14 protein-coding genes are annotated in these 14,480 nt (G+C 62.8%); 6 read left to right on the forward strand and 8 right to left on the reverse strand.

The annotated features are described in order from the left end of the window. The first annotated feature begins 16 nt into the window (after nucleotides 1-16). Both ABVN19_RS06375 and ABVN19_RS06380 read left to right on the forward strand, forming a co-directional pair. Nucleotides 17-1,219: an acyl-CoA dehydrogenase family protein gene (locus ABVN19_RS06375; RefSeq protein ID WP_105641780.1), complete on the forward strand. Its 1,203-nt coding sequence runs from the start codon at nucleotides 17-19 to the stop codon at nucleotides 1,217-1,219. 88 nt (nucleotides 1,220-1,307) lie between these two features. Next, complete coding sequence (locus ABVN19_RS06380) at nucleotides 1,308-2,636, forward strand: MFS transporter (protein WP_167332082.1); 1,329 nt, start codon at nucleotides 1,308-1,310, stop codon at nucleotides 2,634-2,636. A 174-nt stretch (nucleotides 2,637-2,810) separates the two neighbouring features. Here the strand turns inward: ABVN19_RS06380 and ABVN19_RS06385 are convergent, their stop codons facing one another. Further along, nucleotides 2,811-3,911: a sigma-54 dependent transcriptional regulator gene (locus ABVN19_RS06385; protein ID WP_105641779.1), complete on the reverse strand. Its 1,101-nt coding sequence runs from the start codon at nucleotides 3,909-3,911 to the stop codon at nucleotides 2,811-2,813. A 10-nt stretch (nucleotides 3,912-3,921) separates the two neighbouring features. Continuing rightward, nucleotides 3,922-5,097, reverse strand: a complete 1,176-nt coding sequence (locus ABVN19_RS06390; protein ID WP_028941737.1) for an acyl-CoA dehydrogenase family protein — start codon at nucleotides 5,095-5,097, stop codon at nucleotides 3,922-3,924. 211 nt (nucleotides 5,098-5,308) lie between these two features. On the opposite strand from ABVN19_RS06390, the gene ABVN19_RS06395 reads away from it, so the two are divergent. Further along, nucleotides 5,309-5,524 (forward strand): TOBE domain-containing protein, encoded by a 216-nt coding sequence (locus tag ABVN19_RS06395; RefSeq protein ID WP_010227092.1) that lies wholly within the window; start codon nucleotides 5,309-5,311, stop codon nucleotides 5,522-5,524. Here ABVN19_RS06395 and ABVN19_RS06400 read toward each other — a convergent pair. From ABVN19_RS06400 to ABVN19_RS06410, 3 genes are all read right to left on the reverse strand, one after another. After that, complete coding sequence (locus ABVN19_RS06400; protein ID WP_028941738.1) at nucleotides 5,519-6,136, reverse strand: HTH domain-containing protein; 618 nt, start codon at nucleotides 6,134-6,136, stop codon at nucleotides 5,519-5,521. The genes ABVN19_RS06395 and ABVN19_RS06400 overlap by 6 nt on opposite strands. A 13-nt stretch (nucleotides 6,137-6,149) precedes the next feature. Then, nucleotides 6,150-6,782: a hypothetical protein gene (locus ABVN19_RS06405; RefSeq protein ID WP_105641778.1), complete on the reverse strand. Its 633-nt coding sequence runs from the start codon at nucleotides 6,780-6,782 to the stop codon at nucleotides 6,150-6,152. A 126-nt stretch (nucleotides 6,783-6,908) separates the two neighbouring features. Next, nucleotides 6,909-8,330: a cytosine permease gene (locus ABVN19_RS06410; RefSeq protein ID WP_105641777.1), complete on the reverse strand. Its 1,422-nt coding sequence runs from the start codon at nucleotides 8,328-8,330 to the stop codon at nucleotides 6,909-6,911. A 171-nt stretch (nucleotides 8,331-8,501) separates the two neighbouring features. On the opposite strand from ABVN19_RS06410, the gene ABVN19_RS06415 reads away from it, so the two are divergent. Further along, nucleotides 8,502-9,452: a Dyp-type peroxidase gene (locus tag ABVN19_RS06415; RefSeq protein ID WP_028941741.1), complete on the forward strand. Its 951-nt coding sequence runs from the start codon at nucleotides 8,502-8,504 to the stop codon at nucleotides 9,450-9,452. 15 nt (nucleotides 9,453-9,467) lie between these two features. Here ABVN19_RS06415 and ABVN19_RS06420 read toward each other — a convergent pair whose 3' ends face one another. Next, entirely contained in the window at nucleotides 9,468-10,355 is an 888-nt protein-coding gene (locus ABVN19_RS06420; protein WP_028941742.1) for a LysR family transcriptional regulator, read from the reverse strand. 230 nt (nucleotides 10,356-10,585) lie between these two features. Here ABVN19_RS06420 and moaB point away from each other — a divergent pair, with 230 nt between their 5' ends. Beyond that, nucleotides 10,586-11,125 carry a molybdenum cofactor biosynthesis protein B gene (moaB, locus tag ABVN19_RS06425; RefSeq protein WP_028941743.1) on the forward strand — a complete coding sequence of 180 codons (540 nt, stop codon included), beginning with the start codon at nucleotides 10,586-10,588 and terminating at the stop codon, nucleotides 11,123-11,125. Further along, nucleotides 11,122-12,327 (forward strand): gephyrin-like molybdotransferase Glp, encoded by a 1,206-nt coding sequence (gene glp / locus ABVN19_RS06430; protein ID WP_105641776.1) that lies wholly within the window; start codon nucleotides 11,122-11,124, stop codon nucleotides 12,325-12,327. The genes moaB and glp overlap by 4 nt, the downstream gene beginning before the upstream one ends. A 160-nt stretch (nucleotides 12,328-12,487) precedes the next feature. Here the strand turns inward: glp and ABVN19_RS06435 are convergent, their stop codons facing one another. Together ABVN19_RS06435 and moaA are read right to left on the reverse strand one after the other, a co-directional pair. Continuing rightward, nucleotides 12,488-13,387, reverse strand: coding sequence for a bestrophin family protein (locus ABVN19_RS06435; protein WP_105641775.1), 900 nt, complete (start codon nucleotides 13,385-13,387; stop codon nucleotides 12,488-12,490). A gap of 26 nt (nucleotides 13,388-13,413) precedes the next feature. Further along, nucleotides 13,414-14,427: a GTP 3',8-cyclase MoaA gene (gene moaA / locus ABVN19_RS06440; protein WP_036989300.1), complete on the reverse strand. Its 1,014-nt coding sequence runs from the start codon at nucleotides 14,425-14,427 to the stop codon at nucleotides 13,414-13,416. Nucleotides 14,428-14,480 lie beyond the last annotated feature (53 nt).

Below are 14,480 nucleotides of genomic sequence, written 5' to 3' on the forward strand. Positions count from 1 at the left end.
TGTACAAGGATGCTTTATGCCTGGCTTACTTGCAGTACCCCAACGCCGTCACCTGGACGACCTCAAGGGCAACACCGAGAACCTGCTGCCGCTGATTGGCGCAGGCGCTGCACAACGTGAACGCGAACGCCGGTTGCCCTATGAGGCGGTGCGTCAGATCGCCGAGGCCGGGCTTTACACCTGCCGCATTCCTGAAGCCCACGGCGGGCCGGGAGGCAGCGTCAGCGATGTGATCGGCCTGCTGCTGCGCATCGCTTCGGTGGACTCCAACGTCGCCCAGGCATTGCGCCCCGGCTTCGGTTTTGTCGAAGGGCTGCTGGCGTCCCGTGCCGAGGGCGCCGAGGTGGAGCGCCAGCGCTGGTTCGCCCGTTACCTGGACGGTGCGGTGCTGGGCAACGCCGGTTGGGAAGTGGGCGGGGTCAACGGCGCGATCAGTGCGCGCATCGTTCGCGATGGCGAGCACTACCGGGCCAGTGGCAGCAAGTACTACAGCACCGGCTCCCTGTATGCAGACTGGGTCAGTGCCGTGGCCCTGGATGAAGACGACCAGCCGGTTTCTTTCGTGTTGCCCCGTGATCGCCAGGGCCTTGAGCTGCTGGACGATTTCGACGCGATGGGCCAGCGCCTGACGGCCAGTGGTACCACCCGGCTCAACGATGTACGGGTGTATGCCGACGAGATTCGTACGCGCACCGTGGAGGAGGGCAAACGCACCATCGTCACGCCCTTCCTGCAGTTGTTCCTGGCCACGGTGCAGGCAGGTATCGCCCGCAATGCCCTGAACGATGCCACCCGCTTTGCCCGCGAGCATGCCCGCCCGATCAAGCACAGCAGCGCCACGCGCTCGGTCGATGATCCGTATGTGCAACACAGCGTCGGCGATATCGCGGCCCGGGCCTTCGCTGTCGAAGCGGTGGTGCTGCGCGCCGCAGCCTCTATCGACCGGGCCTGGGCCGCCGACCTTGATCCGGCGCTGGTCGATCAGGCCGCCATCGATGTCGCCCAGGCGCAGTACATTGCCGCCGAGTCGGCGCTCAAGGCCGCAGAGCTGTTGTTCGATGTCGGCGGCGCCTCGACCACCGGGCGTAGCCATAACCTCGACCGCCACTGGCGCAATGCCCGCACCGTGGCCAACCACAACCCGCGTCATTGGAAGGCGGCGGCTGTGGGGGCCTGGTACTTGACCGACACGCCACCGCCGACCTCGGGGTTGTTCTGACTTGGGCGCGCTGCAGGCGCCGCTCCTGACCCCGCCGGTCGCCAATACGTCTCGGCGGGTGCCGGTCATTATTGGGTGTGCGTTGTTGATGGAGCTGATCGACGCCACTGTGGTGATGACCGCCTTGCCGCAGATGGGCGTCGAACTCGGCGTGCCCAGTGTGCGAATGAACCTGGTGGTGTCGCTGTACCTGCTGGCCGCGGCCCTGGCGGTGCCGGTCAGTGGCTGGGCTGCCGACCGCTTCGGGCCACGGCGCTTGTTCGTGTTGGCGATGGTGCTGTTCACCCTGTCGTCGCTGGCCTGCGCGCTGGCCGGCTCGTTGCTGCAGCTGTGCCTGGCGCGGCTGTGCCAGGGGGCGGCCGGGGCGATGATGGTGCCGGTGGGGATGATGATCCTGTTGCGCTGGTCACCGCGTGAGGACCTGCTGCGCAACATGTCGTACCTGACCATTCCACCCCTGATCGGGCCGATGCTCGGGCCACCGCTGGGCGGCTTGATGGTGACGTTGCTGTCCTGGCAGTGGATCTTCCTGGTCAACCTGCCCATCGGGGTGCTGGGGATCTACCTGGTACTGCGACACATCCCGGATTACCCGGGCGCCAGTGATCGGCCGCTGGATGGGCGCGGGTTGCTGCTCAGCAGCGTCGCCCTGGGGGCGTTGGTGTTCGGATTCGAGGCGTTGGGCCACGGCTTGCTGGCGCGTCGGTGGGTGGCGGTACTGCTGGTGCTCGGGGCGTTGGCGGCGTTGCTGTATGTACGCCATGCCCGGCGGTGTGCGCAGCCCTTGCTGGATTTTTCGCCGCTGCGGGTGCGCAGCTTTGCCCTCAGCTACTGGGGTGGAAACCTGTTTCGCCTGGGCACGGCGGCGCAGCCTTTTCTGATGGTGCTGCTGTTTCAACTGTGCTTTGGCCTGAGCCCGTTACAGGCGGGGCTGTTGACCTTTACCGGCGGGGTGGGGGCGTTTGTGGTGAAACTGCTGGCGGTACGGATCGTGCGGCGCCTGGGGTTTCGCCGAACCTTGAGCCTCAACGCGGTAATGACGGGGCTGAGCCTGCTGGCCTGCGCTCGCTTCGACCTGGATACGCCCTACTGGCTGGTGGTGCTGGTGTTGTTCTGCAGCGGGCTGATCCGTTCCCTGCAGTTCAGTGCCATGGGCGGACTGACCTATGCCGATGTGCCGGCGCGGTTGCACAGCAGGGCCAGCAGCCTGTCGGCGGCCACGGTGCAATTGACCATGAGCGTGTCGGTGGGCATTGCGGCTTCGTTATTGGGCGTGTTGATGAGCCTCAAGGCTGAGCAACAGGTAGGGGTGGGGGATATCGCCACGGTGATGGGCGTGTGCGCAGTGGTGTGCATGGCGTCGGCGCTGGTGTTCCGACACTTGGCGCCGGAGGCGGGGCGGGATGTCTACCGATAGGCGCGTACCCGGTTCAGCCGCCGCTCACCTTCGCCGGCGGGTGAGATGTTCCTCGGTGGGAGCGGGCTTGCCCCGCGATGCGGTGTGGCTGGCGGAATGGTGAGTTCTGTGACGGCCTCTCGCGGGGCAAGCCCGTTCCTACATGAAGTGCGCCCAGTTCAGGTCGTACCTGGTTCAGATGGAGAGGTTCAGCACGCGCTCTCCCTGAACAGTCTCGGCCGGCCGCCGCCGGTTCACCGCCAGTTCACCGATCTTGATCAACCGGCTACGGGTGATGTTGCGGCTAAGCCCGAGCAGGTTGGCGGTGTGGACCTGGTTGTAATGACTGAAGCGGTAGGCTGCGCGCAGTAACGCATCATCGACTTTCTCATGCAACGCACCAGGCGCTTGCTCGAAGAGCTTCTGGAAGGCGCGCTCAAGCAACCCGTCGGCCGAGTCGTCGCAGTCGCCGTTGTCGTCGGCGCGTTCGATGCGCAGGTTCGACAGGCGCAGGTCCTGCTGGCGGATCACACCGTCGCGGCAGATCAACAGCGTATGGTGAATCACGTTCTCCAACTCGCGGATATTGCCCGGCCAGCCATAGCTGCGCAGCCTGGCTTCGGCCTCGCTGCTCAGGCTCACCGCGCCATAGCCCAGGCGCTGGCTGTAGGCCTGGATGAAGTGGCGCACCAGCGGCAGGATGTCGCCAGGCCGCTCGCGCAGAGGCACCAGCTCCAGGCTGACAACGTCCAGGCGGTAGTAGAGGTCTTCGCGAAAATGCCCGGCGTTGATGGCTTTTTCCAGTTGTACGTTGGTAGCCGCCAGCACCCGTACATCGATGGGGATACTTTTGCGCGACCCCAGGCGCACCACTTCGCGTTCTTGCAATACCCGCAGCAATTTGACCTGGATGGCCATGGGCAAGTCGCCAATCTCATCGAGGAACAGGGTGCCGCCATTGGCTTCCTCGAACCACCCGGCCTTGGCACCCAGGGCGCCGGTGAAGGCGCCTTTTTCATGACCGAACAGCTCGGCTTCTACCAGCGACTCGGAGAACGCGCCACAGTTGACTGCGACAAAGGGCTTGTCGCGCCGACCACTGAGGTTGTGGATGTGGCGGGCCACCAGCTCTTTGCCGGTTCCGGTCTCGCCGATGATCAGTACGCTGGCTTCACTGGGGGCGACCTGTTGCAGGTGCGCGAGCAGGGCCTGTGACTTGGGGTCTTCGAACACCTGCGCCGTGGCGCGGATCGAGGTGGCCAGGGCCGGTGAGGGCGGGAGGGTCAACAATTGCATGGCGGTCACACTATGAGTAGAAGGTCGGAGTCGGCAGTTGCCCGTTCAGGGCCCACTCACCGAGTTCGTGCAGCTTGTAGTCCAGCGGGTCGTGCAGGCTCTGGGTACGCAGGTTGCGCCAGTGGCGGTCGAGCCCTACCGAGGCCTGGGTGGCACGGGCACCGGTGACTTCGAAGACCTTGCTGCAAATTTCCAGGCCGTCGCGGCTGGCGGCGACCTTGGCGGTGGCGATGGTCACTGCCAGGCGCCCGCGTTGCTCGGCGGTAAGCGCCGGGCCTTTGCTCCAGGCGTCGTCCAGCGCTGCGGTGGCTTGTTGCACCAGGCCCCGCGCACCCTGCAGACGCACCCAGAAGTCACCGAAGTGATTGAGTACATATGGGTCCTCATGCACCTGCTCGACCGGGGACTTGAACCAGCGCCGCGACTCCGTCAGGGCGTAGTGACGTGCTTCTTCGAAAGCGCCTTCGGCAATGCCGAGAAAGACATGGGCGAAATGCAACTGGGCAATCAACGGCCTCAGGCAGGCAAAGGGCGTGCTCAGGGGACCAGGGTCGAGCAACAGGTCGCTTTCCTCCACCCGCACCCGCTCGAAGGTGGCACTGCCGCTGTCGGTCTGGCGCTGGCCCATGTTGTGCCAATCGTTATGCAGGGTGATGCCGCTGCGGCCGCTGGGAATGGCGGCGATCAGCAGCTTGCCGCCGGCGGCTTCATCCACGGCTGAAGCGATCAGCATTTGCGAGTCGCTGGCGCCGGAGCAGAAGCTCTTCTTGCCGGAAAATTCGCGATAGCTGCCGTGGTCTTTGACCACGGTGCGGGTGTCCAGCGGGTTCAGAGCGTTGCCCCAGAACCAGTGCTTGCGGGCGGTGAGCTCGAACCAGGGCTGCCACTGCGCGGGTGTGGCGAACAGGCGCACGGTGGCGAGCATCAGGTGATGAAAGCCGAAGACATGGGCCAGGGAGCTGTCGACTCGGGCAAATTCGCGCACCACCTCGAAGGTTTGCGCCCAACTGCCACCCAGACCGCCGAACTCGCGGGGAATGCTCAGGGCCAGCAGGCCGCTGCGACGTATGGCATCGCGCTCTGCCTTGGGCGTACCGCCCTGGCGGTCACGTTCGACGACGGTGCGGGCAAACTCGCTGGCCAGGGCCCGGGCTGTCTGCAATGGGGTTGAGGGGGCGATATGCAAGGTGCGCTCACTGGGGCTCGGAGAGATACAGTGATGCTAAATGATCTAAAAAATCTAAAATAAATAACTTATAGATCTTTAGTTATGTCGTTTTTTATATTTCTAAACGATCTTACTAAGTAAGTATTTATTCTTTTTAATTTTAATCGGTGCAGCGCACTCTCCACCTCAAGCACTGCGCGGCAGTGCATCCAGAACGAGGAAGCAGCATATGACCATCAAGGCGATCAACGTACGCAATCAGTTCAAGGGCACGGTCAAGGAGATCATAGAAGGACCGGTGGTTTCGGAGATCGACGTGCAGACCTCCGCCGGAATCGTCACCTCGGTGATCACCACCCGTTCGGTGCATGAGCTGGAATTGCGGGTGGGCAGTGAGGTGATTGCCTTCGTCAAATCCACCGAGGTGTCGATCGCCAAGCTATGAGGCGTCGCGCAACAATTGAAAACGACACACCTGTCCTCCGCGCAGCATGCATTCCAGGTGCTGCACCTGCCCACCTCCCAGACTGCCAATCAGCGCCAGGTCGAGCTCACAGATTTGCGGGTGAGCCTCGGCCAACTGATGGAACACGCAGTTGTGGGCGACGATCTGCACAGGGCCCCCTGAGCGGAAAAACACTTCGGCTTCGTAGCCAACCTCCTTCATGCGGGCAGCAATCTGTGCTTCGTCCAGCCGGGTTGCGCTCAGGTCACGGGCGATTTTTTCGCCCAGGCTGCGCATCAGACCAATCAATGCCTCTTCGCCGATCAAGCTGGCGACCTCGCCAATCAGCAGATTCGCCAGCAGGTGGTAGTGGCGCGGGAACAGCTCCTGGCCTTGGCGGCTGAGTTGATACAACTGCTCGGGGCGCCGACCGGTGGCGCGCAGTTCACCGCGCGTCACCAGGTCATCACGCTCCAGCGCCGATAGGTGCTGACGCACAGCCGTGCGGGTGACTGCCAGCTGGCCGGCCAGTTCTTCAATGCTCATGCCGGCGGGCTTGTACAACAGTGCCGAGAGCAGATCCTGCTGGGTGCGTCCCAAGCCTTCGAACATTGGTTGACCTCGCTCAGAACTTGTTCGGGAACTGTTTGACCAATGCCGCCGTCAAGGCATCGGCCAGCCCCAGGATATGTTCGCGCATGTGTTTCCAGGTGACGGCTTCTGTCTTGTAGTCCTTCTTGCCGAATTCGTCGATCTGGGCGACATGGTGCCCACCATGGGCGGCGAGCAGGGTGTTGAGCGTCGATTCCGGCAGGTTGGGGTTGGCAGTGGCGAGGAATTTGGCCAAGGCCTTGGCGTTGCTGGAAAGCTCGGCCACGGCCGCTTGTTTGCCGCTGGCCGACTGGCTGACGCTGGCATCACTGTAGTGCTTGACCGCCCCCCAGTGCCCGCCAAGCAGTTTCAACAGCTGATCTGCGGCAGGCTGGCCGTAGAGCGGGGCAATGCTGTTGGCGATGGCGGTAGCGTTGCTGACCACCTCCTGGCTGGCGACTTCGGCTTGCTGGCGATCACCCAGCTGGTTGGCCAGGGCGTAATTGCGAATCCAGAAAATATGCTCCACCCACAGATCACGCAGGGCCAGGCGGGTGGTCAAGGTGGCCGAGTCGGCGGGGGACGAGGTGGTTTGTGCGGTGGTGCTGAGGGCGGGGAGCGTACACAAGGCTGCAAGCAGCAGCACAACGGGCAGTTTGATCTTCATGGCAGTACCCTCGAGGGGTGAAGTGGCCTACAAGATCAATTACAGCATAGAAATATGTCGTTAATGATTGGGGCGCCGAACGGTGGTTACCCACCGCCAGGGCGGTGGGTAACCGAAGGGCTCGGCTCAGGAACGGACGGCATCTGGCAGGATCATCCGCGCCGGTGCCTGGGCGGCCTTGCCACGGGCGACCAGGTAGTAGAGCACGCTCGGTACGACCAGGCCGATGATCCACGACACATCGACGTCGCCCAGGTAGGCGACCATCGGGCCGGTGTAGAGCTTGGTGGAAATGAACGGCATCTGCACCAGCACACCGAGGGTGTAGACGATGATGCCGGACATGTTCCAGCGTCCGTAGCGGCCTTTGGGATCGGCCAGCGCCGGTACGTCGTAGCGTTCCTTGGTGATGAAGTAGTAGTCCACCAGGTTGACCGCGCTCCAGGGCACAAAGAAGGTCAGCAGGAACAGGATGAACGACTTGAAGGCGCTGAGGAACGAGTGTTGGCCGAGCAAGGCAACCACCGTCGAGGCACCGACAATGGCGAGCACGAACAGCAGGCGCTGGCGGCGGCTGACGTCGATGTGCCCGCGAAAGCCACTGATGATAGTGGCGATGCACATGAAGCTGCCGTAGGAGTTGAGGGTGGAAATGGTCACCTTGCCGAAAGCGATGCTGAAGTACAGCAGTGCAGCGGTGGCACCGGTGCCCCCCAGGCCCACGATGTAGGCCACTTCACGCCCGGAAAACTGGCCGTTGGCAATGGCGGCGGCGAACACCCCGAGGACCATCGACGCCTGGGCGCCGATCACCGAACCCAGGCCGGCGGCGAGGAAGGTCTTGAACGAGGAGGTGCTGCTTGGCAGGTAGCGGGAGTAGTCCGCCACATAAGGACCGAAGGCGATCTGCCAGGACGCCGACAGCGACACCGCGAGCAAGAACGAGGCCCAGGTGAAGTGGCGGTTTTCCAGCAACTGGCTGATGTCGGCAATGGCCATGATGCGGCTGAACAGGTAGACGAAGGCGATGATCCCCAACACGCTGGCGATGCGCCCGATCCAGTGGATCACGCGGTAGCCGGACACCGTGGCGAGGACGATGACCGCGGCGAAGATCAGGATCCCGGTACTGTCGCTGACGCTCAGCAACTGGCCGATGGCCTGGCCGGAGAGCACCGTGCCGGTGGCGGTGAAGCCCAGGTACATCAGGCACACCAGGGCAATCGGGATGGCCGCGCCATAGACACCGAACTGCACGCGGCTGGAAATCATCTGCGGCAGGCCCAGCTTGGGGCCTTGGGCTGCATGCAGGGCCATGACCGCGCCGCCGGCCAGTTGGCCGATCAGCAAGCCGATCAACGACCAGAACACATCGCCGCCCAGCACCACGGCCAAGGCCCCGGTGACGATGGCAGTGATCTGCAGGTTGGCACCCAGCCACAGGGTGAACTGGCTGTAGAGGCGTCCGTGCCGTTCATTCTCCGGGATGTAGTCAATCGAGCGGCGCTCGATCAAGGGCTTGCTGCGCGGGGCGCTGGCCTGGGTCATTGCTGTGGATCTCCGCATATTGTTGTTGTCGAGCGGTCGGGTCACCGGCCGGACGCGGGGCGGCGACGCCAGCAGATATGAGCATGTATATACAATTACGGTCAAGTGAATGTGTCGAAACATTGCAGCTCTGCTAGGCTGCAGGTTTTCAGCCTCACAGTATTCACCTCCATGCCTGAATCGATGCCCGAACCCCAAGCCGTCTGCAGTCCCATCACCCGCAGCGCGATCTACCTCGTTGTCACCCTCAACCCCGGCGAGGCGGCAGCCGAACAGGTACGCGGCTGGTGCGCCGACGTCGCCGGGCTGACCCGCTCGGTGGGCAAGCGCTCGCAGGGCGGCAACCTGTCGTGTGTCTGTGGCTTTGCTGACAGCGCCTGGGATCGCCTGTTCGGTCAGCCACGTCCGGCAAACCTCCATGGCTTTCGTGAGTTCGGCCCGCCAGCACGCCGTGCCCTGGCGACGCCAGGTGACCTGTTGCTGCACATTCGCGCCGAACACATGGACCTGTGCTTCGAACTGGCCACCCAGTTGATGCAGGCACTGGGCGATGCGGTCACGGTGGTCGACGAGGTGCAGGGCTTTCGCTACTTCGACATGCGCAGCATCATCGGTTTTGTCGATGGCACCGAAAACCCGGAAGGGCGCAAGGCCGAGGCCTCTACCTTGATTGGCGATGAAGATCCGGCGTTCAGGGCGGGCAGCTATGTGCTGGTGCAGAAGTACCTGCACAACATGACGGCGTGGAATGCGTTGTCGGTCGAGGCCCAGGAGCGGGTTATCGGGCGCACCAAACTGTCGGATATCGAACTGGACGAGTCGGTGAAGCCGAGTTGCTCGCACAGTGCCTTGACCGTCATCACCGACAGCAACGGCGAGGAGTTGAAGATCCTGCGCGACAACATGCCTTTCGGACGCCCTGGTGCCGGTGAGTTCGGCACTTATTTCATCGGTTACGCGCGCTCCCCGGTGCCCATCGAACGGATGCTCGAGAACATGTTCGTCGGCAACCCCGAGGGCAACTATGACCGCCTGCTGGATTTCAGTACGGCGGTCACCGGGGGGCTGTTTTTCGTGCCTTCGGCCGACTTGCTCGAAGACCTGGCGCAGCGTACGCCCTGATCCGGGCGCTTGTCGTCATGGCCTATCGAGCAGGGCCTTGACCTCGGCAAAGCATTTTTCCGCCAGGGCCGAGCGCGGTTCGCTGCGGCGCAGCAACAGGCCGATGGGCGCATGCACGCTGGCACTGGCAATCGGCACGATGCGGATGTGTTCGCTCAGGTCGTCCAGCCCGCAGTTGAGCGGCATGATGGCGCAGCAGATGCCGGTGCAGATCGCCTGGATCAACTGGTAAGTGGAGTCGCTCTCCAGTACTGGTTTGGGGTACAGGCCCCGGCTGCGAAAGCTCAGGTCTACCGACTGGCGATAGTGCATGCCCTTGGAGAGCATCCCCAAGGGCAGGTCGCTGATCTGGTCCCACGGTAGCTCGGGCTGGTCGAACTGGAAGTGGCGGGTGTCGTACAGCAGGCCCATGCTGGTGGAGCCCAGTTCAATCACCTCGAAGTAGGCGGTGTTGATCTGGTCCAGATAGCAGATTCCAAGGTCGAGCTGGTTGCGGCTCAAGCCATCGATGACCTGCTCCGAGCTCAGGGACGAGAGCTGGAACTGCAACTCGGGGTAACGCTGGGCCAGTGGGGTGAGAAAACTCATGGGGTTGATGCTCGACAGTGGCACCATGCCCAGGCGCAGGCTGCCGACGATCTGCCCGCGACAACTGGCGGCTTCGGCCTGCAAGCCGTCGTAGGCGGCCAGCAGGGTGCGGGCCCAGGCGAGGATACGCTCACCGGCTTCAGTGAAGCCTTCAAAGCGTTGGCCGCGGGTCACCAGCACCAGGTCCAGCTCATCTTCAAGGTTGCGCAGGCGCATCGACAGGGTAGGCTGGGTGACGTGGCACAGGGCGGCGGCCTGGCCGAAGTGGCGGGTCTGGTCCAGGGCGATGAGAAACTTGAGTTGTTTGATGTCCATGGCACGGCCCGGCAATTGATCTGAAGCGAATATCCAGTGTTACCGATGGCACTGATATTCGTCCAATGAGAAATCGTGAACGGCTGATAGGTGAGGTCGATCAAGCCCGGCCCAGAGCGGTGCGTTGCCAATAGATGAGGTCGATGGGGTGTTGGGAACTGTCGATTGGACGACCCAGGCGTCAGCCACTAGTTTGCCCGTAGATAATGAACCTTGGTGAGCCTACCGATATGAGTGTGAAACTGGACGCGGTCTTTGTGCCGCTCAACATTGCCGTACTGACGGTCAGTGATACACGCACCTTCCAGACCGATACCTCCGGTGAACTGCTGGCCACCCGCGCAGTGGAGATGGGCCATCGCCTGGTGGCGCGTGCCCTGGTCAAGGACGACATCTACAAGATCCGCGCCCAGGTGGCGACCTGGATTGCCGACGAGCAGGTGCAAGTGGTGCTGGTGACCGGTGGCACCGGCTTTACCGCCCGCGATAGCACGCCCGAGGCGGTCGCGTGCCTGCTCGACAAACATATCGAGGGCTTTGGCGAATTGTTCCGTGCCCTGTCGATCCTGGATATCGGCACCTCCACTGTACAGTCCCGCGCCCTGGCGGGCCTGGCCAACGGTACGCTGGTGTGCTGCGTGCCGGGCTCCACCGGCGCTTGTCGTACCGCCTGGGAGGGGATTCTTGCCGAGCAGCTCGATGCCCGTCACCGGCCCTGCAACTTTGTCGCCCATCTGAAACCTGGCCAACTGTGTGAGTCGCGCCAATGAATACACCTGCGCTACTGGCGGTTGACGATGCGCTGGGCCAACTGCTGACGCTGGCAGAGCGTGCCCCGCTCGACGCGGTCGAGACGCTGGGCCTGGCCGATGCCGAGGGTCGTGTGCTGGCCGGTGACGTGGTAGCGATTGTCGATGCGCCAGCCTGGTCGAACAGTGCCATGGATGGCTACGCCTTCAACCTGGTCGATGCCATTGGTTTTCCCTTGCCCGTTTCCCAGACCGTATTTGCCGGTCAGGCGGGTGAGCCGCTGGCACCGGGCACCTGTGCGCGCATCTTCACCGGGGCGCCGATCCCCCAAGGCGCCAACTGCGTGCAGATGCAGGAAAACTGCACAGTACTGGAGGACGGTCGGATTGCCGTGCAAGGTACTCTGCGCGAGGGCGCCAACATTCGCCAGCAAGGCAGCGAGACCGCTGTCGGTCAGTTGCTGCTGGGCAAGGGTACGGTGTTGAGTCCGATCGCCCTGGGGGTGCTGGCGTGCCAGGGTATCTATCGCGTATCGGTTGTGCGCAGTCTCAAGGTCGCCTTGCTGTCCACGGGTAACGAACTGGTGGGCGAGGGCGAGGTACCGGCCCCGGGACAGATCCACGACAGCAACCGTGTGGTATTGCAGTCGTTGTTGCAGCGCATGGGCTGTGACGTCATCGACCTGGGCAAGGTCAATGACGAGCTGGCATTGATACGCGCAGCCCTTGAACGGGCAGGCAACGCCGATTTGATCATCAGCAGTGGTGGTGTGTCGGTAGGGGATGCCGATTGCATCGGATCACTGTTGCGCGAAGCGGGCGAGGTGCTGATGTGGAAATTGGCGATCAAGCCAGGCAAGCCGTTTACCTTCGCTCATTTCAACGGCGTACCGTTCATTGGATTGCCGGGTAATCCGGGCTCGTCGCTGGTGACCTTCCTGATGCTAGCCCGGCCTTACATCCTGCGTCGCATGGGGCGTACCCGGGTCGAACAGATGCGCTTGCCGGTGGTCTGCGGGTTTGACTGGCCCAGGGCGGGACGACGTCAGGAGTACCTGCGGGTCAGTATCGAGCAGGGTCGAGCGGTGTTGCAGCCGAACCAGAGCTCGGGGACCTTGCTCAGTGCTACCTGGGCGGATGGACTGCTTGAGGTGCCGGTGGGTACCACGTTCAAGGCAGGCGATTCGCTCGACTTCATCCCGTTTGCCAGTTTGCTGGCGTAGGCCCGGGCGACCGCTGCGCAGCCGATTGCAGGCTATCGCCAGCGGCTACGGGTTTGGCCTGCAACCTTAATCGCTGCCGAGGCACGAGGCTGCGATCAGCCGCGAATCGGTCGCAGTCCAGGCGCCGTTCGAGCGGCAAACCAGCCCCCTCAGGCATTGATCAGGTGAGCACAAAATCCACCGGCTGCAACGGTGCGGGCAGGTCCGTACGGCCGATCGCGGTCAGTATTTCGCGCTCGATGGTGCGTACCATGGCATCGGTGGGCAGGTCGTTTTCTTCACGGCCGAACGGGTCTTCAAGTTCGTCGCTGATGGCGTCCAGACCAAAGAAGGTGTAGCTGACGATCGCGGTGAAAATCGGTGCCAGCCAACCCAGCGGTTGGGCCATGGCAAACGGCAACAGTACACAGAACATGTAGATGGTGCGGTGCAGCAGCAGGGTGTAAGGGAAGGGCAGTGGTGTGCTCTTGATCCGCTCGCACACGGCCTGGGCTTCGGACAACCCGCGCAGGCGCTGCTCCAGGGTCATGTAGCGCCATTCGCTGATGGTGTGTTCTTCTGCCAGGCGCGAGCAGGTGCTGCCGGTGTCTTGCAGGATGGCGTCGCTGATGTTGTGTTCGGCCAGGGTGTGTACGTCCGGCACCCAGTTGCGCACCGCTTTGAGTTCGTCTTCACCACGCAACCGCGCATTGAGCGCATGGGCGTAGCCGCACAGGCCCAGCAGCAGTCGCTCGCGCAACGTGGCGTCGGCAATCACGCAGCTCTCGCGGATGAACGAGCGCACTTCAATGATCACCAGCCCCCAGGCTTTACGACCCTCCCACCAGCGGTCGTAGCAGGCGTTGTTGCGAAAGCTCATGAAGATCGACAGCGAAAGGCCGAGCAGGGTGAAGGGTGTGGCATTGACCTTGGAAAACAACGCGGGGTGCAGGTTTTCGATCAGCACAATCAATGAGGCGAGCGCTGTGACCATAAAGGTGCGCCGGGCGATGCGTTTGGCGATGGAGCCTTTGAGGCTGATCAGGACGTTGAGCAGGTTGGGCTTGGGGTGAACGATCATGGAGGTCCTATCGGCGGCGGCAGCACTCAGCCGCCGGTCATGTTCATGAAGCGCAGGATCTGTACATCGCCATTGACGTCGAAGTGATGGCGATAGGGCTTGAGGGCCATGGCGTTGCAAATGGCCTGGTCCAGGCGGGTGCTGTCGCCAGGGTGAGCACGCAGTACGTGCTTGAGGTCGCTGGCATGCTCATTGCCCAGGCACAGCAGCAAGCGCCCTTCGACGGTCAGCCGCACCCGGTTGCAGGTGGCGCAGAAGTTGTGGCTGTGGGGCGATATGAACCCGATGCGGATCTGCGGCGCCTCGGCCAGGCGCCAGTAGCGCGAAGGGCCTTGGGTGGATTCAGCCGATTCGATCAGGGTGAACTGCTCGCCGATACGCTGGCGCACCTCATCACTTGAGCAGTAGGACTCGCTGCGCTGGTGTTCGCTGATGACGCCCAGGGGCATTTCTTCAATGAAGGAAATATCCAGCTCGCGATCGATGGCAAAGCGCACCAGATCATTGACTTCGCCATCGTTGCGGCCCTTGAGCACCACGCAGTTGAGCTTGGTGCGACGAAAGCCGGCGGCGCGCGCGGCGTCGATGCCGGCGATCACTTGTTCCAGGTCGCCCGTGCGGGTCAGGGCCTTGAAGCGTTGGGCGTCGAGGCTGTCCAGGCTGATGTTCAGGCGTGAAAGGCCGGCATCGAACAGCGGCCCGGCCAGGCGTCCCAGTTGCGAGCCGTTGCTGGTCATGCACAGCTCGCGCAGGCCCGGCAGGGCGGCGATGCGGGCACACAGCCCGACGATGCCGCTGCGCACCAGTGGTTCACCGCCGGTAAGGCGGATCTTGCGGGTGCCCAGGGCAACGAAGCGTTCAGCCACCTGGTACAGCTCTTCAAGGCTGAGGATTTGCTGGCGCGGCAGGAACTGCATGTCTTCGGCCATGCAATAGACACATCGAAAGTCGCAACGGTCGGTGACCGACATGCGCAGGTAATCAATCTTTCGATTGAAGCCGTCGACCAGTGTCTTGTCCGTTGCATTCACGGTTGCCATTACCTCTTTTTAATTGCCAATTGGGTCGTGGTGGTGAACGCATTCTTTGAACG

It is taken from the genome of Pseudomonas vranovensis, assembly GCF_040438935.1.
In the GTDB taxonomy this organism is placed as follows: Bacteria; Pseudomonadota; Gammaproteobacteria; order Pseudomonadales; family Pseudomonadaceae; genus Aquipseudomonas; species Aquipseudomonas vranovensis.